This window comes from Pseudomonas sp. Irchel 3A7 (genome assembly GCF_900187565.1).
GTDB lineage: Bacteria > Pseudomonadota > Gammaproteobacteria > Pseudomonadales > Pseudomonadaceae > Aquipseudomonas.
The window spans coordinates 114895-139560 of record NZ_FYED01000021.1 but is presented as its reverse complement, the minus strand read 5'-3'; the positions used below and the strand labels follow the sequence as shown (position 1 = coordinate 139560).

The 24666-nt window shown below is 60.9% G+C and carries 24 protein-coding genes; 9 read left to right on the top strand and 15 right to left on the bottom strand.

Annotated features, from left to right (window positions below; genetic code table 11):
- The first annotated feature begins 159 nt into the window (after positions 1 to 159).
- The 4 genes from CKW21_RS29095 to lnt are packed head-to-tail and all read left to right on the top strand — an operon-like array spanning position 160 to position 4035.
- Positions 160 to 1164, top strand: a complete 1005-nt coding sequence (locus tag CKW21_RS29095) for a PhoH family protein (RefSeq protein ID WP_095197265.1) — start codon at positions 160 to 162, stop codon at positions 1162 to 1164.
- Positions 1157 to 1651 (top strand): rRNA maturation RNase YbeY, encoded by a 495-nt coding sequence (gene ybeY / locus CKW21_RS29090; protein WP_095197256.1) that lies wholly within the window; start codon positions 1157 to 1159, stop codon positions 1649 to 1651. Before CKW21_RS29095 ends, ybeY begins: the two co-directional genes overlap by 8 nt.
- Positions 1652 to 1656: 5 nt before the next feature.
- Positions 1657 to 2496: an HlyC/CorC family transporter gene (locus CKW21_RS29085; protein WP_095197255.1), complete on the top strand. Its 840-nt coding sequence runs from the start codon at positions 1657 to 1659 to the stop codon at positions 2494 to 2496.
- Positions 2497 to 2511: 15 nt separating this feature from the next.
- On the top strand, positions 2512 to 4035 hold the full coding sequence (gene lnt, locus CKW21_RS29080; RefSeq protein WP_095197254.1) for an apolipoprotein N-acyltransferase: 1524 nt from the start codon (positions 2512 to 2514) through the stop codon (positions 4033 to 4035).
- A 167-nt stretch (positions 4036 to 4202) separates the two neighbouring features.
- Here the strand turns inward: lnt and CKW21_RS29075 are convergent, their stop codons facing one another.
- Together CKW21_RS29075 and CKW21_RS29070 are read right to left on the bottom strand one after the other, a co-directional pair.
- Positions 4203 to 4964 (bottom strand): YdcF family protein, encoded by a 762-nt coding sequence (locus tag CKW21_RS29075; protein ID WP_095197253.1) that lies wholly within the window; start codon positions 4962 to 4964, stop codon positions 4203 to 4205.
- Between the two features lie 106 nt (positions 4965 to 5070).
- Positions 5071 to 5391 (bottom strand): hypothetical protein, encoded by a 321-nt coding sequence (locus tag CKW21_RS29070; protein ID WP_095197252.1) that lies wholly within the window; start codon positions 5389 to 5391, stop codon positions 5071 to 5073.
- 280 nt (positions 5392 to 5671) lie between these two features.
- On the opposite strand from CKW21_RS29070, the gene leuS reads away from it, so the two are divergent.
- The 5 genes from leuS to CKW21_RS29045 all read left to right on the top strand — a co-directional run bounded on the left by leuS (position 5672) and on the right by CKW21_RS29045 (position 11808).
- Positions 5672 to 8278, top strand: coding sequence for a leucine--tRNA ligase (leuS, locus tag CKW21_RS29065; RefSeq protein WP_095197251.1), 2607 nt, complete (start codon positions 5672 to 5674; stop codon positions 8276 to 8278).
- A gap of 88 nt (positions 8279 to 8366) precedes the next feature.
- Positions 8367 to 8972, top strand: a complete 606-nt coding sequence (lptE, locus tag CKW21_RS29060) for an LPS assembly lipoprotein LptE (protein ID WP_095197250.1) — start codon at positions 8367 to 8369, stop codon at positions 8970 to 8972.
- Positions 8973 to 9011: 39 nt separating this feature from the next.
- The gene (holA, locus tag CKW21_RS29055) at positions 9012 to 10049 is read left to right on the top strand and encodes a DNA polymerase III subunit delta (RefSeq protein WP_095197249.1); all 1038 of its coding nucleotides are present in this window, start codon (positions 9012 to 9014) and stop codon (positions 10047 to 10049) included.
- A 209-nt stretch (positions 10050 to 10258) separates the two neighbouring features.
- A complete protein-coding gene (gene arfA, locus CKW21_RS29050; protein WP_065908951.1) occupies positions 10259 to 10423 on the top strand; it encodes an alternative ribosome rescue factor ArfA in 165 nt (54 codons plus the stop codon).
- A gap of 62 nt (positions 10424 to 10485) precedes the next feature.
- A complete protein-coding gene (locus tag CKW21_RS29045; protein ID WP_095197248.1) occupies positions 10486 to 11808 on the top strand; it encodes a lytic murein transglycosylase in 1323 nt (440 codons plus the stop codon).
- Between the two features lie 93 nt (positions 11809 to 11901).
- Here CKW21_RS29045 and CKW21_RS29040 read toward each other — a convergent pair whose 3' ends face one another.
- The 13 genes from CKW21_RS29040 to CKW21_RS28980 all read right to left on the bottom strand — a co-directional run bounded on the left by CKW21_RS29040 (position 11902) and on the right by CKW21_RS28980 (position 24487).
- A complete protein-coding gene (locus CKW21_RS29040; RefSeq protein WP_095197247.1) occupies positions 11902 to 12852 on the bottom strand; it encodes an LD-carboxypeptidase in 951 nt (316 codons plus the stop codon).
- 175 nt (positions 12853 to 13027) lie between these two features.
- Positions 13028 to 14050 (bottom strand): lipoyl synthase, encoded by a 1023-nt coding sequence (gene lipA, locus CKW21_RS29035; protein ID WP_095197246.1) that lies wholly within the window; start codon positions 14048 to 14050, stop codon positions 13028 to 13030.
- Between the two features lies 1 nt (position 14051).
- Positions 14052 to 14699 (bottom strand): lipoyl(octanoyl) transferase LipB, encoded by a 648-nt coding sequence (gene lipB, locus CKW21_RS29030; RefSeq protein WP_095197245.1) that lies wholly within the window; start codon positions 14697 to 14699, stop codon positions 14052 to 14054.
- Positions 14699 to 14974, bottom strand: a complete 276-nt coding sequence (locus tag CKW21_RS29025) for a DUF493 domain-containing protein (protein ID WP_077045559.1) — start codon at positions 14972 to 14974, stop codon at positions 14699 to 14701. The genes lipB and CKW21_RS29025 overlap by 1 nt, the downstream gene beginning before the upstream one ends.
- A gap of 84 nt (positions 14975 to 15058) precedes the next feature.
- Positions 15059 to 16216, bottom strand: a complete 1158-nt coding sequence (locus CKW21_RS29020) for a D-alanyl-D-alanine carboxypeptidase family protein (RefSeq protein WP_095197244.1) — start codon at positions 16214 to 16216, stop codon at positions 15059 to 15061.
- Between the two features lie 184 nt (positions 16217 to 16400).
- Positions 16401 to 17411 carry a septal ring lytic transglycosylase RlpA family protein gene (locus CKW21_RS29015; RefSeq protein WP_095197243.1) on the bottom strand — a complete coding sequence of 337 codons (1011 nt, stop codon included), beginning with the start codon at positions 17409 to 17411 and terminating at the stop codon, positions 16401 to 16403.
- On the bottom strand, positions 17411 to 18421 hold the full coding sequence (gene mltB / locus CKW21_RS29010; RefSeq protein ID WP_095197242.1) for a lytic murein transglycosylase B: 1011 nt from the start codon (positions 18419 to 18421) through the stop codon (positions 17411 to 17413). The genes CKW21_RS29015 and mltB overlap by 1 nt, the downstream gene beginning before the upstream one ends.
- Positions 18422 to 18438: 17 nt before the next feature.
- Entirely contained in the window at positions 18439 to 19542 is a 1104-nt protein-coding gene (gene rodA, locus CKW21_RS29005) for a rod shape-determining protein RodA (protein ID WP_170948762.1), read from the bottom strand.
- Positions 19543 to 19573: 31 nt separating this feature from the next.
- Positions 19574 to 21469 (bottom strand): penicillin-binding protein 2, encoded by a 1896-nt coding sequence (mrdA, locus tag CKW21_RS29000; RefSeq protein WP_095197240.1) that lies wholly within the window; start codon positions 21467 to 21469, stop codon positions 19574 to 19576.
- A 10-nt stretch (positions 21470 to 21479) separates the two neighbouring features.
- Positions 21480 to 21947, bottom strand: a complete 468-nt coding sequence (gene rlmH / locus CKW21_RS28995) for a 23S rRNA (pseudouridine(1915)-N(3))-methyltransferase RlmH (RefSeq protein WP_007937439.1) — start codon at positions 21945 to 21947, stop codon at positions 21480 to 21482.
- 9 nt (positions 21948 to 21956) lie between these two features.
- Positions 21957 to 22451 (bottom strand): ribosome silencing factor, encoded by a 495-nt coding sequence (gene rsfS, locus CKW21_RS28990; RefSeq protein ID WP_008022922.1) that lies wholly within the window; start codon positions 22449 to 22451, stop codon positions 21957 to 21959.
- A 73-nt stretch (positions 22452 to 22524) separates the two neighbouring features.
- On the bottom strand, positions 22525 to 23247 hold the full coding sequence (gene nadD, locus CKW21_RS28985; protein ID WP_095197239.1) for a nicotinate-nucleotide adenylyltransferase: 723 nt from the start codon (positions 23245 to 23247) through the stop codon (positions 22525 to 22527).
- The gene (locus tag CKW21_RS28980; protein ID WP_095197238.1) at positions 23216 to 24487 is read right to left on the bottom strand and encodes a glutamate-5-semialdehyde dehydrogenase; all 1272 of its coding nucleotides are present in this window, start codon (positions 24485 to 24487) and stop codon (positions 23216 to 23218) included. The genes nadD and CKW21_RS28980 overlap by 32 nt, the downstream gene beginning before the upstream one ends.
- Between the last annotated feature and the right edge of the window lie 179 nt (positions 24488 to 24666).

The following is a 24666-nucleotide window of genomic DNA, read 5'->3' as shown; positions in this document are numbered from 1 at the left end:
CATTCAACTTATGATTCGACTGTCAGGCCGCTTTCGCGAGCAGGCTCGCTCCCACAAGGAATGATGTTTGGCGCCGGGAAATTTAAGAGCTTTCGCACCCACGCCACTGGCGTTATCCTTGATTTCATCACTATTGCCCCAGGGCGGCTAAATACGACCTTGAACGCACCCATAGAACCACATCGTTTCATCCTCGAGCCTTTTGAGGCTCGTCGCTTCGCCAATCTGTGCGGGCAATTCGACGAGCATCTGCGCTTGATCGAACAGCGCCTGACCATCGAGATCCGCAACCGCGGAAACCAGTTCGAACTGATCGGCGAGCGCAAACACACCACCTCCGCGGAAAACCTTCTGCGCCGCCTGTACCGGGAAACCAAGGGTACCGAGCTGTCGCCGGACATGGTTCACCTGTTCCTGCAGGAGTCCGCCGTCGAAGAGTTGGACAACCACTCGCCCGCCGACGCCGCCGTCGCCCTGCGCACCAAAAAAGGCATGATTCGCCCTCGCGGCGTGAATCAGCAGCGTTACGTGAAGGAAATCCTCGGTAACGACATCAACTTCGGCATAGGCCCGGCCGGTACCGGCAAGACCTATCTGGCCGTTGCCTGCGCGGTGGATGCCCTGGAGCGCGAGCAGATCCGCCGCATCCTGCTGGTTCGCCCGGCGGTCGAAGCCGGCGAAAAACTCGGCTTCCTGCCTGGCGATCTGTCCCAGAAGATCGACCCGTACCTGCGCCCGCTCTATGACGCACTCTACGAAATGCTCGGCTTCGAACACGTCGCCAAGCTGATCGAACGCCAGGTCATCGAAGTCGCGCCGCTGGCCTACATGCGTGGCCGTACGCTGAACAACAGCTTCATCATCCTCGACGAAAGCCAGAACACCACCGTCGAGCAAATGAAAATGTTCCTGACCCGGATCGGCTTCGGCTCCACGGCCGTCATCACCGGTGATATCACCCAGGTCGACCTGCCACGCGGCACCAAATCCGGGCTGCATCACGTAATCGAAGTGTTGAAGGACGTGCCGGGCATCAGCTTCACCCACTTCCAGCCCAAGGACGTCGTGCGGCATCCGCTGGTACAGCGCATCGTCGAAGCCTATGAGCGCTTTGAAAATCGTGTGGCTGATGAAGCATCGAAGGATAACCGCCGCGATGCTTGAGCTTGACCTGCAAATCGCGACCCAAGCCCCCGCCCCCAGCGAAGCCGAATTCCGCCAGTGGTGCGAACTGGCCCTGCGCCAGCGCACTGCCGACTCCGAAATGACCATTCGCCTGGTCGACGAAGCCGAAGGCCGCGAGCTGAACCACACCTGGCGGCAAAAGGATTACGCAACTAACGTCTTGTCTTTCCCGGCCGATGTGCCGGACGAGTTCCTCGACATCCCGTTGCTGGGCGACCTGGTGATCTGTGTCGCCGTGGTCGAGCGCGAAGCCGCCGAACAGGGCAAGACACTCAAGGCCCACTGGGCGCATCTGGTGATTCACGGCTGCTTGCATCTGCTCGGTTACGACCATATAGATGACGACGAAGCCGAAGAAATGGAAGCACTGGAACGCACATTGCTTGCAGAACTGGGCTATCCCGATCCGTACGCGGACGACGAAACCGAAACATCCCCAACCGTCACAACAAAGGATTCAGAGTAATCGCTATGAGCGAAGATCGATCGAGCAACGGGCAGAAGTCATGGCTGGGTAAGCTCACCCAGGCTTTTGCCCACGAGCCGAAGAACCGCCAGGAGCTGCTGGAACTGCTGCGCGATGCACACCAGAACAAACTGTTGGACAGCGAAGCGCTGGCCATCGTCGAAGGCGCCATCCAGGTAGCTGACCTGCAGGTCCGGGACATCATGGTCCCGCGCTCGCAGATGATCAGCATCAAGGCAACCCAGACACCCCGCGAGTTCCTGCCTGCCGTGGTCGACTCGGCCCACTCCCGCTACCCGGTGATCGGCGAAAGCCATGATGACGTGATGGGCGTGTTGCTGGCCAAGGACTTGCTGCCGCTGATCCTCAAGGAGAACGGCGACCACTTCAACATCAAGGATCTGCTGCGCCCGGCCACCTTCGTGCCGGAGTCCAAGCGCCTGAACGTGCTGCTGCGCGAATTCCGCGCCAACCACAACCACATGGCCATCGTCATCGACGAATACGGCGGCGTGGCAGGCCTGGTGACCATCGAAGACGTACTGGAGCAGATCGTCGGCGACATCGAAGACGAGCACGACGTTGAAGAAGACAGCTACATCAAGCCGCTGCCCAGCGGTGATTTCCTGATCAAGGCCCTGACACCGATCGAGAACTTCAACGAGTTCTTCGACAGCGAATTCTCCGACGACGAGTTCGACACGGTTGGCGGCCTGGTGATGAGTGCGTTCGGGCACTTGCCGAAACGCAACGAAATCACTGAAATCGGCACCTATCGTTTCCGCATCCTGAACGCCGACAGCCGTCGGATTCATTTGCTGCGCCTGACGCCTATTGCTCGGTAAACACTAAGGATAGAAATGCGCTGGATAACCCGCCCCGGCTGGCCCGGTAACCTGCTGGCCATGGCGGCCGGTGCAATCACCACCCTGGCCCTGGCGCCTTTCGATATCTGGCCGCTGGCACTGCTGGCGGTCGGGCTTTTCTACGCAGGCATGCGTGAACTGAGCCCCCGCCAGGCACTCGGCCGTGGCTGGTGTTTCGGTTTCGGCCTGTTTGGCGCCGGTACCAGCTGGATCTATTACAGCATTCACCATTTCGGTGGCGCCTCCGTGCTGCTGGCCGGGTTCCTGATGCTGATTTTCACTGCGGCAATCGCCTGGTTCTTCGCCTTGCCGGCGTGGATCTGGGCGCGCTGGCTGCGGCGCAACGAGGCGCCCTTGGCCGATGCCCTGGCTTTCGCGGCACTGTGGGTTGGCCAGGAAGCGTTTCGCGGCTGGTTCCTCACCGGCTTCCCGTGGCTCTATTCCGGTTACAGCCAACTCGACGGCCCCCTGGCCGGGCTCGCCCCCGTAGGCGGCATGTGGCTGATTTCCTTCACGCTGGCCCTGACCGCCGCGCTGATCTACAACGGCTTGCGCCTGGCCCGTGGCGGTCGCAAGGCTTTCATCGCGCTGGGCGCCCTGCTGCTGGTCGGCCCATGGGTGGCTGGTATCGCACTCAAACATCATGCCTGGACCAGTCCCGCGGGCGCGCCGCTGAGCGTTGCAGCGATTCAGGGCAACATCGAACAAAACATGAAGTGGGACCCGGCGCAGCTCAATGCACAGTTGGAGCTGTACCGCGACATGAGCTTCACCTCCAAACGCGTCGACCTGCTGATCTGGCCTGAAACCGCGATCCCGGTGCTCAAGGAGTCTGCCCAAGGTTACCTGGACATGATGGGTAAATTCGCGGCGGAGCGGGACTCGGCGATGATTACCGGTGTTCCGATCCGTGAAATCGTCCACCAGGAAAAACGCTACTTCAACGGCATCACAGTGGTCGGCGAAGGCGATGGCACTTACCTCAAGCAGAAACTGGTGCCCTTCGGCGAATACGTTCCACTGCAAGATGTGCTGCGCGGACTGATCGCCTTCTTCGACCTGCCGATGTCGGACTTTGCCCGTGGCCCTGCCGATCAGGCCATGCTGCAAGCCAAGGGCTACCAGATTGCGCCCTTCATCTGTTACGAAGTGGTGTACCCGGAGTTCGCCGCCGGCCTGGCCGCCCAAAGCGATCTGCTGCTGACCATCAGCAACGACACCTGGTTCGGCACGTCCATTGGTCCGCTGCAACACTTGCAGATGGCCCAGATGCGCGCACTTGAGGCCGGTCGCTGGATGATCCGCGCCACCAACAATGGCGTGACCGGCCTGATCAACCCGTTCGGCCAGATCACCGTGCAGATCCCGCAGTTCGAACGCGGCATCCTGTATGGCGAAGTCGTGCCGATGCACAACCTGACGCCTTATCTGCAATGGCGCTCGTGGCCGTTGATCATTGTCTGCGTGTTGTTGTTTGGCTGGGCGCTGGTGGCTAACCGGATGGCCAAAACCGTCTGAAGAACAGTAATTGTGGCGAGGGAGCTTGCTCCCGCTGGGCTGCGAAGCAGCCCTGAAAGCGGCGTATGTGGTACGCCCAGAAAAAGGTCCTCTGCAGGTTTACGGTCGCTGCGCGACCGAACGGGAGCAAGCTCCCTCGCCACATGGTTTAGCGCTATCTCCTCACTTCAGCGATAAAACAGCGAATACCCGACCTGCCCCACCGCCTCATTCATCAATTGCCCGCTTTGCCAGATCGACTTGAACTCCGGCAACCAGCCACCAAACGGCCGAGCGTTATCCACACCTAAAAAGCCCATTGGCGCCGGCACCACCTCAAACCCGGCCTTCTGGAAACTCCAGACCGCTCGCGGCATATGCCAGGCCTGAGTCACAAGCACCACTCGCTTGATTCCTTCGGGCAACAGCACCTGTGCGCTGAACTGCGCGTTCTCCCAGGTCGTACGGCTACGCCCTTCCTGCCAGCGAACAGGCACGCCAAAGTCATCGCGCAATGAATCAGCCATCAATCGGGCTTCGGTCGGTGGCGTGCCGTAATGCAGGCCGCCACTGGTCAGAATCGGCAAACCCGAGGCCTTGGCCAGACGCGCCGCATAGCGTTGGCGCTCAAGACCAACACCGGTCGGCTGATCGTCTCCCCACGCTGGATCGCCCCGCTCGCGCCCCGAGCCCAGAATTACGATCGCATCGGCGTGCTGACTCAGTGTCGCCCACGCCTCGAACGCCAGCGGGGGCTCACGCTCCAGCATTTCGGCGCTCCACTGCACGACAATCGGCAGGCTCATCAACCAGAAGCCACCTAGCCCCAGGGCAAAGCACACACCGGCGAGCCGCGGTCTTGAGCGACGCAAGCACCAGGCAAGCAAAAGCAGCAGCAACAGGATGCCGGGGGGCAAGAGAAGTTGTTTCACAAAATAACGAAAAGGCATCGAGCATCTCCATGAAGATGCTCGAAGCCTAAGTGGGTTGACGCGATGCGACAATAAATACGGAAGGACTATGCTTCAGAAAATCATGGAGCATGGCTCTGTTGCCCTATTTGCACCGCAGTGACCGGACCTTTACCGCGTCTCTGCCAGGTACTTTATCCTTGAGCCAGATGATCTTGGCCGAACGTGGTGCGTCAAGTTGCTTGACTGCCTCGGACAAGCATCCGTGTGTCTCACGTTCACTACGATCCAGATACGCCTTGACCAGGGCAAATTCTGCGGGGCTCAAGCCGCGCAACTCCAGTTCCAGTGGGCGTTCGTCGCGCAGCCGACCAGCGGTTTTTGCCGCCTCCAGGGCCATGCCCAGACGATCGATCAGTCTTTCGTACAGCTCCGGTTTTGTAGCTTTTTGCTGTGACTCAACCATCCCTCACCTCATTGGAAGATAAGACCTACTCCCCAGTTAGAGCTTAGCTTCCATGCACAAACCGGCTGAGCGCCGCGACCAACGGCCCTCGCAGCCGTTTTCACGAGACGCGCGGCAGTAATCAGGGTTTCCCTCGGTCGAGTGCGGTCATGTATGCTACGGCGCTTCCTGTAACTCCACTTCCAGCTCGCCTGGGCACCGAAACGCCGAATTGGCGCATTCATCGTCCAGCGTTGCATTGAAGAGGATTAGGCCACCCCTATTCAGTTCAAAAGTAGCCATGCACGAACAATATCAGCCCCGTGAAATCGAAGCCGCCGCCCAGTCGTTCTGGGACGAGCGAAAGTCCTTTGAAGTCAGTGAACAGCCAGGCAAGGAGACCTACTACTGCCTGTCGATGTTCCCTTACCCCAGCGGCAAGCTACACATGGGGCACGTGCGCAACTACACCATCGGCGACGTGATCTCCCGCTATCAGCGCATGCAAGGCAAGAACGTCCTGCAACCCATGGGCTGGGACGCCTTCGGCATGCCGGCGGAAAACGCCGCGATGAAGAACAACGTAGCGCCCGCCAAATGGACCTACGAAAACATCGCCTACATGAAAAGCCAGCTGCGCAGCCTGGGCCTGGCGGTGGACTGGTCGCGCGAAGTGACCACCTGCAAGCCGGACTACTACCGCTGGGAACAATGGCTGTTCACCCGCCTGTTCGAAAAAGGCGTGATTTACAAAAAAAGCGGCACCGTGAACTGGGACCCGGTGGACCAGACCGTTCTGGCCAACGAACAGGTGATCGACGGTCGCGGCTGGCGTTCCGGCGCGCTGATCGAAAAGCGCGAAATCCCGATGTACTACTTCAAGATCACCGCCTACGCGGATGAGCTGCTGGAGAGCCTCGATGAACTGACTGGCTGGCCTGAACAGGTCAAGACCATGCAGCGCAACTGGATCGGCAAATCCCGCGGCATGGAAGTGCAGTTCCCGTACAACGTCGACTCCATCGGCGAAACCGGCGCGCTGAAAGTCTTCACCACCCGCCCGGACACCCTGATGGGAGCGACTTACGTCGCCGTGGCCGCCGAACACCACCTGGCCACCCTGGCCGCGCAGAACAATCCTGACCTGCAAGCGTTCATCGCCGAATGCAAGGGCGGCAGCGTCGCAGAAGCCGACGTCGCCACCCAGGAGAAAAAAGGCCTGCCGACCGGCTTGTTCGTCGAGCACCCGCTGACCGGCGAAAAACTGCCGGTATGGGTCGCCAACTACGTGCTGATGCACTACGGCGATGGAGCGGTGATGGCGGTTCCGGCTCACGACGAACGTGATTTCGAGTTCGCCCACAAGTACAACCTGCCGGTCAAATCCGTGGTGCGCACCAGCTCGGGCGACACCAACCCGGCCCCATGGCAGGACGCCTACGGCGAGCACGGCACGCTGATCAATTCCGGCGAGTTCGACGGCCTCGATTTCGTCGGCGCCTTCGACGCCATCGAAGTGGCGCTGATCAAGAAAAACCTCGGTGCCTCGCGCACCCAGTTCCGTCTGCGCGACTGGGGTATCAGCCGTCAGCGCTACTGGGGTTGCCCGATCCCGATCATCCACTGCAATAGCTGCGGTGATGTGCCGGTACCGGAAGATCAACTGCCGGTCGTGCTGCCGGAAGACGTCGTACCCGACGGCGCCGGGTCGCCACTGGCACGCATGCCCGAGTTCTACGAATGCAGCTGCCCGAAATGCGGCCAGCCTGCCAAGCGTGAAACCGACACCATGGACACCTTTGTCGAGTCCTCGTGGTACTACGCTCGCTACGCCTCGCCGCACTTTGAAGGTGGCCTGGTTGAGAAATCGGCGGCTGACCACTGGTTGCCGGTGGATCAGTACATCGGCGGTATCGAACACGCGATTCTTCACCTGCTCTACGCACGCTTCTTCCACAAGCTGATGCGCGACGAAGGCCTGGTGAGTTCCAACGAGCCGTTCAAGAACCTGCTGACCCAGGGCATGGTGATCGCCGAGACCTACTATCGTCGCGAAGCCAATGGTGCCTACACCTGGTTCAACCCGGCTGACGTCGAACTCGAACGCGACAGCAAGGCCAAGGTCATCAGCGCCAAGCTGATCGCAGACGGCCTGCCGGTGGAAATCGGTGGCACCGAGAAGATGGCCAAGTCGAAGAACAACGGCGTCGACCCACAGTCGATGATCGACCAGTTCGGCGCAGACACCTGCCGCCTGTTCATGATGTTCGCCTCGCCACCTGACATGAGCGCTGAATGGTCCGACTCCGGCGTGGAAGGTTCGCACCGCTTCCTCAAGCGCGTCTGGCGCCTGGCTCAAGCGCACGTTACCCAGGGCCTGCCGGGCAAACTGGACGTCGCCGGCCTGAACGACGAGCAAAAAGCCATTCGCCGTTCGATCCACCAGGCCATCAAGCAGGCCAGCCATGACGTCGGCCAGAACCACAAATTCAACACCGCCATCGCCCAGGTGATGACGCTGATGAACGTGCTGGAAAAAGCCCCGCAAGGCACCGAACAGGATCGCGCACTGGTTCAGGAAGGTCTGGAAACCGTGACGCTGCTGCTGGCCCCGATCACCCCGCACATCTGCCATGAGCTGTGGCATCGCCTGGGTCACGCCGACCCGGTGATCGACGCCGGCTGGCCGGTACTGGACGAAAGCGCGCTGGTGCAGGACAGCCTGCAGCTGGTGATTCAGGTCAACGGCAAACTGCGTGGTCACATCGAAATGCCGGCCAGCGCCAGCCGCGAAGAAGTCGAGGCCGCCGCACGCGCCAACGAAAACGTGCTGCGCTTTGTCGACGGTCTGACCATTCGCAAAGTGATCGTGGTGCCCGGGAAACTGGTCAACATCGTCGCCAGCTAATTGGATCAGGCGCCAGGCCAAGCCTGGCGCCGAGTAAAACCTTTCGGGTCGCTTGACCGGCCCACATGGTTTCAAGGGGAGCAACACAATGATCAAACGCAACTTGCTGGTGATGGGCCTTGCGGTCCTGTTGAGCGCCTGCGGTTTCCAGCTGCGCGGCACCGGCACCACCGAACTGGCGATCAAGGAACTGGACCTCAGCGCCCGTAACTCCTATGGCGAAACCGTGACGCAACTGCGCCAGGTGCTCGATAGCAGCGGCGTCAAGGTCTACACCGGCGCACCGTTCAAGCTTGTGCTAACGGATGAGCAGGAAACCCAGCGCATTCTCAGCTATGCAGGTGCAGGTCGTACCGGCGAATACCAACTGAGCACCGTACTCAGCTACAACATCCTCAGCCAAGGCAACCTGTCTCTGATGGCTGACAAGCTGGAAGTGCAGAAAGTCTTCATCCACGACGGCAACAACCTGGTGGGTTCGGACCAGGAAGCCAACGATGCGCGCAAGGACATGCGTCGCGAACTGGTGCAACGCATGATGCTGCGCCTGCAGCAGATCACGCCCACTCAGCTGGAACAGCTGCAACAGACCGCCGAAGCAAAAGCCAAGGCAGAAGCCGCGGCACTGGAAGCGGCGCAGAAGGCTGAAGCGCAAACGCCGCGTCAGTCGCCTATCGAACTGCCGCAGCAGTAAGACTTACGGGGCGTTCAGGCGCCCCGTTCGCCCTCTCTTATGAAACTCGCCCCCGCCCAACTCGCCAAACACCTGCAAGGTGCCCTCGCGCCGGTCTACGTCATCAGTGGCGATGATCCCTTGCTGTGTCAGGAAGCCGCCGACGCCATCCGCGCCGCTGCCCGCCAGCAGGGTTTCGACGAACGCCAGGTCTTTGCCGCCGACGCCAGTTTCGACTGGGGCACGTTGCTGCAGGCCGGGGCCAGCATGTCGTTGTTCGCCGAGAAGCGTCTGCTGGAGCTGCGTCTGCCCTCCGGCAAACCCGGTGACAAAGGCGCCGCCGCGCTCATCGAGTACTGTTCGCGACCGGCCGAAGACACGGTGCTCCTGATCAGCCTGCCGAAGCTCGATGGCAGCGCGCAGAAGACCAAGTGGGGCAAGGCGCTGGTCGAGGGACAGCAGACCCAGTTCGTGCAGATCTGGCCGGTGGACGTCAGCCAGTTGCCGAGCTGGATCCGTCAGCGCTTGTCCCAGGCCGGACTCTCGGCCACCCAGGACGCCGTCGAGCTGATCGCTGCAAGGGTCGAGGGCAACCTGCTGGCCGCCGCCCAGGAAATCGAAAAGCTCAAGCTGATGGCCGAAGAGGGTCAAATCACCATCGAAACCGTGCAGGCTGCGGTGGCCGACAGTGCGCGCTTCGATGTCTTCGGGCTGACCGATGCGATTCTCAACGGTGAAGCCGCCCATGCCCTGCGCATGCTTGAAGGGTTGCGGGGTGAAGGTGTCGAACCCCCGGTGATTCTCTGGGCCCTGGCCCGGGAGCTGCGCTTGCTGGCCAATATTTCCCTGCAATACAGTCAGGGCACACCGCTGGACAAAGCCTTCAGCCAGGCCCGGCCGCCCGTCTGGGACAAGCGCAAACCGCTGATGAGCAAAGCCCTGCAGCGCTATTCGGCGCAACGCTGGGCACAGCTGCTACTCGAAGCACAGCGCATAGACGCGCAGATCAAAGGCCAGGCGGCAGGGTCGCCGTGGATGAGCTTGAGTCGGTTGACGTTGTTGATGGCCGGCCAACGGTTGTCGTTGCCTGCCGAGTAAGGCTTTTTGTGGCGAGGGAGCTTGCTCCCGCTGGGTTGCGAAGCGACCCCAGTCCACACATCGCGCTTCTTCAGAAAAGCCTCGTTTGCCCATTTGCGACTGCTGCGCAGCCGAGCGGGAGCAAGCTCCTTCGCCACAGGGACTAGACAGAAGCCTCACTTGAGACGATGATTTGCCCCGCACAATCCACTCACTTGCGAGAGCCCATCATGAGCAAAAAGCCATCCAGGCATGGCCCCAACAAGGCCAAATCCATTATCGCCCAGCCTCTGTTCCGCAGCCGTCAGGAACGAGCCGGCAAGGGCAAAGGCAGCTACCGCCGCGAAGCCTTCCAGTCTAATAGCTGGGAGGCTTCTTACTTTCTGGCGGCCTGAAAGGCAAGCATCCGCTCAACATGTTAAGGTCTGCACCTGATCCGTTTTCCCTGGACCCGTGCATGCCCCTTTGTCTTTCCCGTCGTTGGCACCTGCGCCAATTGATTGCTGCCTCCAGCCTCATTTTGCTCGTCGCCTGTGCGGAAAAACCGACCGCCGCCGACGCACAGCCGCTTCAGACACTTCCTGTCGCCACTGCCCCGGCGATCATGGCACCTGTGGTGCCAAGCGGTGAAAACCTCGACATCCAGCCGACCCAGACCTTCGCCGAATGGCAGGCCGGTTTCCGCAGGGACGCCTTGGCCGCCGGTATCCGTGCCGATCTGTTTGATCGAGCCTTCGCCAATGTCAGCGTCGACCCCAGCGTGATTCGTGCCGACCGCAGCCAACCGGAATTCACCCGACCGGTGTGGGAATACCTCGACGGCGCCCTGTCGCCGCTGCGAGTACGCAGAGGTCAGGCGCTGGTCAGCGAGAACGCCGCCATCCTGCAAAGCATCGAACAGCGCTACGGCGTTGACCGTGAGGCCCTCGTCGCCGTATGGGGCATGGAAAGTAATTTCGGCCAGTTCCAGGGCAGCAAGTCAGTGATCAACTCGCTGGCCACCCTGGCCTACGAAGGCCGGCGCCCGGGTTTCGCCCACGCGCAATTGATCGCCGCACTGCAGATTCTGCAACAGGGTGATATCGAACCCGAGAAAATGCTCGGTTCCTGGGCAGGCGCCATGGGCCAGACCCAGTTCATCCCGACCACCTACAACACCCACGCCGTGGACTTCGACGGCGATGGCCGTCGCGATATCTGGGGCAGCTCCACCGATGCCCTGGCCTCGACTGCGCACTACCTGCAAAGCTCCGGCTGGCAGAAAGGCCAGCCGTGGGGCTTTGAAGTGCAATTGCCGGGCGGTTTCAACTATGTGCTGGCCGATGGCGCCATTCGCAAGACTGTCGCCGAATGGCGGCAACTGGGTGTCACGCTGCCCAATGGCGGCCAGGTTCCAGCAGGTTCCGAGCACTTGTCCGCGGCATTGCTGCTGCCGGCCGGTTATCGCGGCCCGGCATTCCTGGTGCTCGATAACTTCCGGGCGATCCTCAAGTACAACAACTCGTCGTCCTACGCACTGGCGGTGGGCCTGTTGTCCGAACGTTTCCATGGCGCGGGCCTGATCAGCGGCATGTGGCCCAAGGATGATTTACCGCTCAGCCGCACCGAGCGGATCGAGCTGCAAAATCTGCTGAGCGCCCAAAATTACGACGCGGGCGCCGCGGACGGGATTATCGGCGCCAATACCCGCAAGGCGATCCGCAGCGCGCAGCAGTCGTTTGGCTGGCCGGCGGATGGTTATCCGACGCACAAGTTGCTCGAAGGCCTTCGAAACCGCTAAAAGCATTCGCGAGCAGGCTCGCCCCCACAGGGCTCACGCGATACCTGTGGAAGCGAGCCTGCTCGCGAAGACTGACTATCAGGCGCCTACGATCTATCGCTTGATCACTACATCCTGCTCCAACGCCAACTCCTTGCACCCCGCATCCAGCCTGACCAGCGCCCCCATGGGCAGTGTCAGGTTCGGATCGCAATGCCCGCTGCGCCACCCGGACAACACCGGAATCCGCAACGGCTCGAATGTCTGCTTGAGCAGGCGCTCCAGCGCAGGCACCTCGACCCCCGCCACATCCCCCACCAGCACCCCACGCAGCTTGCCCAGGGTTCCAGCCAGTCGCAGGTGGGTCAGCAGCCTGTCGACGCGATACAGCGGCTCGTTGATGTCCTCGATGAACAGGATGACTCCCTCGGCATCGATCTCATAAGGCGTACCCATGGTCGCGGCGATTATCGACAGATTGCCCCCCAGCAAGCGCCCGTGGGCGATGCCTGGCTCGATCGTGGTCAACGGATAGGCCACGGGGTGCGCCAATACGCTGCCCGCCTTCACTTGCCCGCGCAGCATGTTGAAAAACGAAGGTTCGGTGGGCTTTTGCTTGTCACCCAGAAGATCCGCATTGAGCAGCGGGCCATGGAAGGTCACGAAGCCCGCATAACGACTGATCGCCAGATGCAGTGCGGTGATGTCGCTGTAACCGATGAACGGCTTGGCGTTGTTGCGCAACAGTTCAAAATCGATGCGATCAAGCAACCTCGGCGTACCGTAGCCACCGCGCAGGCAAATGATGGCATCGACCTCGGGGTCGGCGAACGCGGTATGCAGGTCGTTGAGCCGCACCTCGTCACTGCCGGCCAGATAGCCATCCTTCGCGTAGACACCGGGAAAAATCTTCAGCGAATAGCCTCGGGCGCGCATCCATTGCACGGCTTTATCGGTGTCCAACGGTGCAGGACCGGCCGGCGCAATGACGCCGATCACCCCCTGCGACGGCAAGGCCGGTACCGGGGTATGAGGACAAAGGGTGTGGGTCGGTCGAACGGTCATCCATGAATCTCCCTGAGTGGAAACTTCAACACACAGTAGTCAGGAACGGGGACAAACAGAAGAGGGTTCATCGCCCCGCAGGTTGCAGGAAACGGCGGCCATTACTGTAGGCAAGGCAAAAAAACGCCCGCAAGACTGAAAGCCTTGCGGGCCATTTTTCATGAGGGGGTGTCGATCAGGACGACATCAGCTCAGCCTTGACCAGCTTCGCTTGCTCGTCGGCATGGTACGAGGAACGGACCAGCGGACCGGAAGCGACGTTCTTGAAGCCCATTTTGTAACCTTCCTCGGCGAACCAGGCGAACGTGTCCGGGTGCACGAAGCGCTGTACCGGCAAGTGGCTACGCGACGGTTGCAGGTACTGGCCCAGGGTCAGCATGTCGATGTCATGCTCGCGCATGCGCTTCATGACTTCGATGACCTCGTCGTCGGTCTCGCCCAGACCCAGCATCAGGCCGGACTTGGTCGGAATGTGCGGCATCATCTGCTTGAAGCGTTGCAGCAAGGTCAGCGACCACTGGTAGTCCGAACCCGGGCGTGCGGCCTTGTACAGGCGTGGCACGGTTTCCAGGTTGTGGTTGAACACATCCGGTGGCTCGGCGGCAGTGATTTCCAGCGCGATGTCCATGCGGCCACGGTAGTCCGGCACCAGGGTTTCGAGCTGCACGTTCGGCGACAGCTTGCGGATTTCACGGATGCAGTCGGCAAAGTGCTGGGCACCGCCGTCGCGCAGGTCGTCGCGGTCTACCGAGGTGATCACCACGTACTTCAGGCGCAGGTCGGCAATGGCAATGGCCAGGCTTTCCGGTTCGTTGACGTCCAGTGGCTTCGGACGGCCGTGGCCGACGTCGCAGAACGGGCAGCGACGGGTGCAGATGTCGCCCATGATCATGAAAGTCGCGGTGCCGCCGGAGAAGCATTCGCCCAGGTTCGGGCAGGATGCCTCTTCGCAGACGCTGTGCAGCTTGTGTTTGCGCAACAGGGCCTTGATGCGGTCGACTTCCGGAGATACCGGAATGCGCACACGAATCCAGTCAGGCTTTTTCGGCAGCTCGGTGGTCGGGATGATCTTTACCGGGATGCGTGCAACCTTCTCGGCGCCGCGCAGCTTTACGCCGGCTTCTACCTTGGCACGCGGGGCCGGACGCTCGGTGACATCCAGCGTCGGGATCATGGTTTGCACTGCATCAGTAGTCATATCAGTCGATTCCGCCCGTCAGGGTCGTCTGCTCAGCATAGTCGAGGTGTTTGACGAGCTGCGCGCGCAGCCGGGCACTTACCTCGGCAAATTCAATCGATCCTGCGTGATCGCTCAGCTGGGTCATCGCCAGCCCGGCGTAGCCGCAGGGATTAATCCGTCGAAACGGTTCCAGGTTCATGTCCACGTTCAAGGCCAGGCCATGAAAGGAACAACCGTGGCGGATCCGCAGACCCAGGGACGCGATTTTCGCGCCGTTGACATAGACACCCGGTGCATCGGGCTTGGCCGCCGCCGTCACACCGTAGCTGGCGAGCAGCTCGATCAGGCACGACTCCATGCGAGTCACCAGGTCACGCACGCCAAAACCCAGCTTGCGCACGTCCAGCAACAGGTAAGCCACCAGTTGCCCGGGGCCGTGATACGTCACCTGGCCACCGCGATCGACCTGCACCACCGGGATATCTCCCGGCAACAGCAAGTGTTCGGCCTTGCCGGCCTGGCCCTGGGTGAAGACCGGTGGATGTTCGACCAGCCAGATCTCGTCGGCGGCATCGCTGCCGCGTTCGTTGGTGAAACGTTGCATGGCATGCCAGACCGGCTCGTAAGCCATCTGGCCGAGCTCGCGAAAGCCCAGCGTGCGAGACATCACAGCACCATATGCACGAAGCCGGTAGCCCGCAGTTCGCTGTTGATGTTGTACAGCTGGTCCTGGTCGGTGGCGACGATGTGCAACTGAATCGTGGTGTATTTACCGTTACTGCTTTGACGCTCGTCCACACGCTCATCATTGATCTTTGCGTGTTTTCTGACGATGTCGATGATCTTGTCCTTGTTGCCCACACCCGTGTCGCTGATCACCTTAACCGGGTAATCATTGGCAGGGAATTCGATCTTAGGCGCCTTTACTTCGGTATCGGTCATGGCGTAACGGCCTCGTAAGCGTAAGCCGTGGCGACGGGCATAGCCCCGAGCCGGATCAGCGCGGGGCCATGCAGGTGCACACTATCAGTTGAACAAGCCGTAGAAGAATAGACGGATGCTATCCCACATGCGACGGAAGATACCACCCTCTTCGACGCCATCCAGAGCGATCAGGTCGGCGCTGTGCACCACCTTGTCCTCCAGTTTGACTTCGACTTTACCGATCACATCGCCCTTGGCGATTGGCGCAATCAGTTGCGGGTTCATGGTCATGCTGGCGGCGAGCTTTTTCAGCTGACCTTTAGGCAGGGTCATGGTCAGGTCTTGAGCCAGACCCGCCTTGATCTGGTTGGTGGAACCTTTCCAGACAGGCGCCTGGGCCAGTTCGGTGCCCTTCTGATAGAAGGTCTGGGTTTCGAAGAAACGGAAACCGTAAGTCAGCAGTTTCTGGGTTTCGGCGGCGCGAGCCACTTCGCTGTTGGTGCCGAACACCACGGCGATCAGACGCATGCCATCACGCACGGCCGAAGACACCATGCAGTAGCCCGCTTCGTCGGTGTGACCGGTTTTCAGACCGTCGACGGTCTTGTCGCGCCACAGCAGCAGGTTGCGGTTCGGTTGCTTGATACCGTTCCAGAAGAACTCTTTCTGCGAGTAGATCGCGTAGTGAGCCGGGTCTTCGTGGATGATTGCGCGTGCCAGTACCGCCATGTCGTGAGCCGACGAGTAGTGCTCAGGGTTCGGCAGACCGGTCGGGTTCATGAAGTGGGTGTTGGTCATGCCCAGGTCGGCAACGGTTTTGTTCATCACGTCGGCGAACGCGTCTTCGCTGCCGGCGATGTGCTCGGCGAGCGCAACACTGGCGTCGTTGCCCGACTGGATGATGATGCCGTGCAGCAAGTCGCTGACAGTCACCTGCGAGCCGACCTTGATGAACATCCGCGAACCGCCGGTACGCCAGGCGTTTTCGCTGACGGTCACCGGATCGTTTTCACCGATCTGGCCACGACGGATTTCCAGGGTCGCGATGTACGCTGTCATCAGCTTGGTCAGGCTGGCTGGCGGCAGACGCTGGTCACCATTGTTTTCGACCAGCACGTTGCCGCTGCTGGCGTCCATGAGCACGTAGGCCTTGGCGGCCAGTTGCGGTGGCGACGGCATCATCTCGACCGCGAACGCGGCAGGTGAGAGGAGCAGCGGGACTAAAAGGCACAGGCGTTTGGCAAAGGTGGTGATGTTCATCCGTCTCTCGAAATCGCTAATGGAAACTTGCCCGAAGGCAAAAACTAATCAGACAGCTTCTTAAGGGCTGTCGCGTGTTCAGCTGCTCACTCTGTAACCCTTGCCGGGTTTTTGTTCTTAGACGAGCCAACAACCTGGTTCATCCCCCAAAACCGCAGATGAACCGTCAATCAAGTCCTACGTATTACTCAGTCACAACGCTCGGCGAACCCAGATTGGCCAGGCGCACACTGTTCTGCACTTGCTGGATTTCACGCGGCGAACCGATCGGCCCCAGGCGAACCCGATGCAGCGTCTGTTGATTGCGCACGATCGAGCTGATGAACACCGGAGCGCTCACCATCCCGCTGAGCTTCGACCTCAGGAGTTCTGCAGCGTCCGGGTTGGCGAACGCGCCCACCTGCAGATACTGGCCAGAGGCTGGTGCAGAAGCGTTTTTTTTTGCATCGGCAAGTTGTACGGGAATAACGGCGGCGGCGTGTTGCTGCGGCGGTGGCGTCCATTGCTCGACGGTACCGGCCGAAGCCGTAATCACCGGCGCGCTATTCTGCGCGACTTGCGGCTCGTTGAGCATTAAAGGCGCCGGACGGCCTTTGGCGGCCCACCACTGTTGCGGGTCGATACCTTCGACCTTGACGCGCGCGGTGCCGGTTTCGGCATAGCCGAGTTTCTTGGCGGCCGCGTAGGACAGGTCGATGATCCGGTCCGAATAGAACGGCCCGCGGTCGTTTACCCGCAGGATCACAGTCTTGTTGTTGTCCAGGTTGGTCACCCGGACGTAACTCGGCAGCGGCAAGGTCTTGTGCGCGGCACTCATGCCATACAAGTCATAGACCTCGCCGTTGGCGGTGTTCTGGCCATGGAACTTGGTGCCGTACCAGGACGCCGTGCCCGACTGCACGTAGGTCTTGGACTCTTGCAACGGAAAATAGGTTTTACCCAGCACCGAGTAAGGGGCGGCCTTGTACGGGCCGGTGTGCAGGGTTGGTGTGGCGTCCGGGATGCGTGAAACGTCGACGTCCCACCAGGGCGCGCCATCCTTGTGGGCACGGTTGATGTCCAGCCCCGGCGTCGCGCGCACAGCGGTGGAGGACTTTTGTGTTGGTGCGCGGCTGGTCGAACAACTGGCGAGCAGCACTGCCAGCGCGGCAAATGCCATCAGCTTCAGGGGTTTATTGATAGGCAATGCCCGCATTACTTGACGCCCCGTGCTTGGACCAGCTGTTCAGACAGTTGATGTACGGCCATGGCGTACATCACGCTGCGGTTATAACGCGTGATTGCGTAAAAATTCTTCAGGCCCATCCAGTACTCGGGGCCATTGTCGCCTTCCAGGCGAAAAGCAGTAACCGGCATATCATCGCGCAGCGCATCATGACTTGACCAGCCCAAGGCCCGCAACTCTCCGACGGTCTTGACCGGCTCGATACCCGTGGTCAAACCTTCATCCACCTGGTCGCCCCGCACATCGGCGCGGCTGACCACCGGTTCCCCGGCAACCCAGCCATGACGCTTGAAGTAACTGGCAACGCTTCCGATCGCATCGTCCGGGTTGTTCCAGATATTGATGTGGCCGTCACCGTCGAAATCCACCGCATAGGCGCGAAAGCTGCTGGGCATGAACTGCGGCAAGCCCATGGCGCCGGCGTAGGACCCCTTGAGGGTCAACGGATCGACCTGCTCTTCCCTGGCCAGCAACAGGAACTCGCGCAACTCCTTGCGGAAAAATTCGGCACGGGGAGGATAGTCGAAACCGAGGGTCGACAACGCATCGATCACACGGAAATTACCGGTATTTCGGCCGAAAAAGGTCTCAACACCGATGATCGAGACGATGACCTGCGCCGGAACGCCATAGTCCTGCTCGGCGCGGGCCAGTACGGCCTCGTGCTGACGCCAGAAGTCCACGCCACGGGCGATGCGCGCATCGGTGATGAACATCGGGCGATATTCATTCCACTGCTTGACCCGTTCGGCGGGTTTCGAAATCGCGTCCAGAATCGATTGCTTGCGCTCGGCCTCGCGGAACACCCCCATCAGCTGTTCGCCGGCGAAACCGTAGTCGCGGGTCATTTCACCGACGAACTCAGCCACCTGGGGCGAGCCTTCGTAATCGCCGGCCAACGCTTGCTGCGCAGTGCCAAGGATGCTTACCAGGCCGACCCACGGCGCGTATCGAGTCGCCCAGCCACGCATTACTTGCATTGAACTCTTCACCTTATTCAAACCTGCGCGATCCACTTGCGATGGGTATGGATCGACATCAAAACCCCAAACGCTGACAGCAGCGTCACCAGCGAAGTTCCTCCGTAGCTAATGAACGGCAACGGCACCCCCACCACCGGCAACAGGCCACTGACCATACCGATGTTGACGAAAACATATACAAAAAACGTCATGGTCAGGGCGCCCGCCAGCAACTTGCCGAACAAGGTCTGGGCCTGGGCGGTAATCACCAGGCCACGACCGATCAACAGCAGGTAGATCAGCAACAGCGCGCAGATGCCTACCAGGCCGAACTCTTCGCCCATGACCGCAATAATGAAGTCGGTGTGGCTTTCCGGGAGGAAATCCAGGTGTGACTGGGTACCCAGCAGCCATCCTTTGCCAAATACGCCGCCGGACCCGATGGCAGCCTTGGACTGAATGATGTTCCAGCCGGTGCCCAATGGATCGCTTTCAGGGTCGAGGAACGTCAGCACTCGCTGCTTCTGGTAGTCATGCATGACGAAATACCACATGGCGATCGCCACCGGGACCGTTGCCGCCAGCACGCTGAGAATCCAGCGCCAGCGCAGGCCCCCCATGAACAGCACGAACGCGCCCCCGGCCAGGATCAGCAGCGAAGTGCCGAGGTCCGGTTGACGCACGATAAGAATGAACGGCACGCCAATCAACATAAGGCTGATGCCCACATGCTTGAGCTGTGGCGGCAAGGTACGCTTGGAGAGGTACCAGGCAATGGTCGCCGGCATCAGGATCTTCATGAACTCCGATGGCTGGAAGCGGATGACACCGGGGATGTTGATCCAGCGCGTGGCGCCCATGGCGTTGTGGCCCATGACGTCCACCACCACCAGCAACAGCACGCCAATGACATAGCCGACCGGCACCCAGCGCGCCATGAAGCGCGGCTCGAACTGGGCAATGACGATCATCGACACCAGGCCGATGCCGAATGAAGTGGCCTGTTTGGCCAACAGATCCCAGCTTTTGCCACTGGCGGAATACAAGACAAACAGGCTGCCGGCAGCCAGTGTCAGAAGCAGGATCAGCAACACACCGTCGATATGCATTCGTTGCAACAGCGTCGCGCGACGCCGCATCACATCCTCGCTGGAGAGCATGCGATCGAAATTATTCTTCACGGGCCGTAGCCTCCGCGCTGATAGGGTTGGCGTACTCGGCCTTGAGGTGGCCATCCTGGTCCAGCAACCAGGCGTCCATGACCTGACGCACCACCGGTGCGGCCACGCCGGAGCCGGACTCGCCGTTCTCGACCATCACCGAGACCACGATCTTCGGGTCATCAGCCGGTGCGAAGCCGACGAACAAGGCGTGGTCGCGATGGCGTTCCTGCACCTTGGAGCGGTCGTACTTCTCACCCTGCTTGATCGCGACCACCTGGGCCGTACCACTCTTGCCGGCGATCCGGTATTGCGCACCGATCGAGGCTTTGCGCGCAGTACCACGGGCGCCATGCATCACCTGCTGCATGCCATGGTTGACCCGGGTCCAGTCCGCCGGATCGCGCAGGATGATGTCCGGCATCGGGTTCTGATCCACCGGTTTCTCGCCTTCAATGGTCTTGGCCAGATGCGGACGATTCCAGATACCTTTGTTGGCCACCAGTGCCGTGGCCTGGGCCAACTGCAACGGCGTTGACTGCATGTAGCCCTGACCAATCCCGAGAATCAGTGTCTCCCCCGGGAACCACGCCTGACGACGCGTCGCGCGCTTCCATTCCCGGGTCGGCATCAACCCCGGCGATTCTTCGAACATGTCCAGGGAGACTTTCTGACCGATACCGAACTTGGTCATGTAGGCCGACAACCGATCGATCCCCAGCTTGTGCGCCAGGTCATAGAAGTAGGTATCGTTGGAACGCATGATCGCCGTATCGAGATCAACGAAACCGTCACCGGTACGGTTCCAGTTGCGGTATTTGTGATCGTAGTTGGGCAGCATGTAATAGCCCGGATCGAACACCCGGGACGAGGCTGTCACCACGCCCGCGTCCAGTCCGGCAATCGCCACCGCCGGCTTGATCGTCGAGCCCGGCGGGTACAAACCACGCAGCACGCGGTTGAACAGCGGCCGGTCGATGGAATCGCGCAGTTCGGAATAGGCCTTGAAGCTGATGCCGGTGACAAACAGGTTCGGGTCGAAACTCGGCTGGCTGACCATCGCCAGTACCTCACCGGTTTTCGGGTCCAGTGCCACCACCGCGCCGCGGCGACCACCCAGTGCGGCTTCGGCGGCTTCCTGCAATTTGATGTCCAGGCTCAGGACAATGTCCTTGCCGGGGATCGGATCGGTACGCTTGAGTACGCGCAGCACGCGGCCCCGGGCGTTGGTTTCGACTTCCTCGTAACCCACCTGGCCGTGCAGCTCCGGTTCGTAGAACCGCTCGATGCCGGTTTTGCCGATGTGGTGGGTGCCGCTGTAATTGACCGGATCGAGGGACTTCAGCTCTTTCTCGTTGATCCGCCCCATGTACCCCACCGAGTGCGCAAAGTGCGCGCCCTGTGGATAGTGACGAACCAGTTGCGCGACCACTTCCACCCCCGGCAACCGGAACTGGTTCACGGCGATCCGGGCGATCTGCTCTTCGGTCAGCTCGAACAGGATCGGCACCGGCTCGAACGGCCGGCGTCCCTGACGCATACGCTTCTCGAATATCACCCGGTCCTCGGGCGTCAGCTCCAGCACCTCGACGATCACGTCGAGCACCTGTTGCCAGTTGCCGGAACGCTCGCGGGTCATGCTCAGGCTGAAGCTCGGCCGGTTGTCGGCAATCACCACGCCGTTACGGTCGAAAATCAACCCGCGAGTCGGCGGAATCGGCTGCACATGGACGCGATTGTTTTCCGACAGGGTCGAGTGGTACTCGTACTGGATCACCTGCAGATAATACAGGCGCGCGATCAGCACCCCGATCAGTGCCACCACCGCGATTGCCCCGAACACGACGCGGCCACGCACCAGACGGGCGTCTTTTTCGTGGTCCTTGATTCGGATCGGCTGGGACATGAGGGCAGAATTACTTGTGGTAAGGGTGGCCGGACAACACGGTCCAGGCACGATACAGCTGTTCGCCGATCAGAATGCGCACCAGCGGGTGCGGCAACGTCAATGGCGAGAGCGACCAGCGCTGATCGGCGCGTGCACAGACTTCCGGCGCCAGCCCTTCGGGGCCACCGACCATGAAATTCACTGTGCGCGAGTCCAGCCGCCAGCGATCGAGCTCGACCGCCAGTTGCTCGGTACTCCAGGGCTTGCCGTGGACTTCGAGGGTGACAACGCGCTCGTTCGGCCCGACCTTGGCCAGCATGGCTTCGCCTTCCTGACGGATGAAGCGTGCCACGTCGGCATTCTTGCCACGGGTGTTGAGCGGTATTTCCACCAGTTCCAGCGCCAGCTCGGACGGAAGACGCTTGGCATATTCATGCCAGCCTTCTTCCACCCATTTGGGCATGCGTGAACCGACGGCGATCAGTCGCAGTCGCACAGCCGTTCCTTATTCCTGGTCTTTGTTGAGCTTGTTGAAATGCTCGTGACCAACTTCAGGGCTGTGGTGTTTGCCATCGGCGGCACGGCTCTGCTCGGCACCTTTCCACAGGCGCTCCAGGTCGTAGAACTGGCGGGCGTTGGAGGTCATCATGTGAACGATCACGTCGTCCATGTCCAGCAACACCCAGTCGCTGTCGCCCTTGCCTTCTTCACCCAGCGGCTTGATACCCAGGGCTTTGACGGCTTCGCGGACCTTGTCCAGCATCGCGCCGATCTGGCGGTTGGAGGTACCGGTGGCGATGATCATGTAGTCGGTGATGCTCTGCTTGTCGCGAACGTCGATGACCAGCACGTCCTGGGCCTTGACGTCTTCCAGGGCCGCGACGGCAATCTTGACCAGTTCGTCGCCTTTTGGCGGCTCGGCAGCGAGGACTTTCTCAGGCAGCGGGGCACTCTTGAACGTGCCTTTGCGCTTAACTTTGTTTACGTCGTTGTTCGTCATATAAAACTCGTTTTGCTCGTATGTTCGGGTGCTTCAATACACGTTGTTGCCACGTGCCTTGAGGCACTCCTCTTCAGTTCGACGCACGGTAAAGTCCGTGCGCATCGATGTAGGCCAGGACCGCGTCGGGCACCAGGAAACGTACCGACTTACCGCTGGCCAGCAGTTGACGGATCTGGGTGGCGGATACCGCGAGCGGTGTCTGCCAGACGAATGCAATCTGTCCGCTCGGCCCCTTGAGGGCCAGCGGGTCGCTCACCGAGCGCGCTGCCAGCAGGTTGCGCAAGGCATCCGGCGGTTCGCTGTCGGCATCCGGGCGTTGCAGCACCAGGATGTGGCAATGCTGGAGCAACTCTTCCCAGCGATGCCAAGTGGGCAGGCCGCAAAACGCGTCCCAGCCCAAAAGCAGAAAAACCTGGTCATCCGCGGCCAGTTCGGCACGCATCAGTTCCAGGGTATCGATGGTGTAGGACGGTTTGTCCCGCTGCAATTCGCGGGCATCCACCATCAACGGCGCCACACCGGCCACCGCGCACTTGACCATCGCCAAACGGTCCTTTGCCGAAACTTGCGGCGTGTCCCGATGGGGCGGCCTGGCACTGGGCACCAGACGCAGCTCATCGAGCGCCAGCGATTCGGCGACTTCCAGCGCGCCGCGCAAATGGCCGACGTGCACCGGGTCGAAGGTCCCGCCCAGTACACCAATGCGGCGAGGTCGAGGCACGCTGGCGGTTACCGGGGCTGACGGGTCGAGGTCGCCCAAGTCAGACCGGCTCCTGTCCGCGCAACTGGCCATCACCGACCACGACGTACTTCTCGCAGGTCAAACCTTCGAGGCCGACCGGGCCACGGGCGTGCAGCTTATCAGTAGAAATGCCGATCTCGGCACCCAATCCGTATTCAAAGCCATCGGCAAAGCATGTCGGGGTATTGATCATCACCGACGACGAGTCGACTTCAGCTACAAAACGCCGGGTGTCGCCCTGGTGTTCGCTGACGATCGAATCGGTGTGGTGAGAGCCGTAATGGTTGATGTGCTCGATGGCCTGCTCCAGTCCGTCGACCACACGGATAGACAGGATCGGCGCCAGGTATTCGGTGCTCCAGTCTTCCTCGGTGGCCGGCAGCGCATCGATGATTGCCCGGGTGCGTTCGCAGCCGCGCAGTTCGACGCCTTTTTCGCGGAACTGGGCAGCCATCGACGGCAGGAAATCTTTGGCAACGACTTGATCGACCAGCAGCGTTTCCATCGCACCGCAGATGCCATAGCGGTAAGTCTTGGCATTGAACGCAATGCGCTGGGCTTTCGGCAGGTCGGCGTGGGCACTGACGTAAACGTGGCAGATGCCGTCCAGATGCTTGATCACGGGCACCCGGGCATCGCGACTGACTCGTTCGATCAGACCGCGACCGCCCCGGGGCACGATGACGTCGACGTATTCAGGCATGCTGATCAGCGCACCAACGGCGGCACGGTCGGTTGTTTCGACCACTTGCACCACGGCAGCCGGCAGATCGGCTTCAGCCAGGCCGCGCTGGATGCAGGCGGCGATGGCACGGTTGGAATGAATGGCTTCGGAGCCGCCGCGCAGGATGGTCGCGTTGCCGGACTTCAGGCACAGGCTGGCGGCGTCGATGGTCACGTTCGGCCGCGATTCGTAGATGATGCCGATCACACCCAGCGGCACGCGCACCTTGCCGACCTGAATCCCGGACGGCCGATAGCTCATGTCCCGGATGGCGCCGACAGGGTCCGGCAGCGCAGCTACCTGACGCAGCCCCACGATCATGCCGTCGATACGGGCCGGGGTCAGCGCCAGGCGTTCAATCAGCGCCGGTTCCAGACCATTGGCGCGGCCGGCTGCCAGGTCCAGCTCATTGGCGGCGGTCAGCTCGGCGCGGGCAGCGTCCAGCGCGTTGGCGGCGGCCTGCAGTGCGCGGTTCTTCTGCGCAGTGCTGGCACGGCCGATGACGCGGGAAGCTTCGCGGGCAGCGCGACCCAGGCGGGTCATGTAGTCAAGAACGGACTCAGTCATGGTCTGGAGTGGTCTTTGATAAGGTCTTGGTAAAGAGTAAAGCGGCAGATTATAGCTGTCGTGTCTCCCGACTAACAGCGGTGACGGGCGGATGGTCGAAATGGAGGGCAATTTGCCGACGTTCAGCCGGGATTAAGCTGCAAATTGTTATCATCACGACTCAATCAGCCCTGATAAAC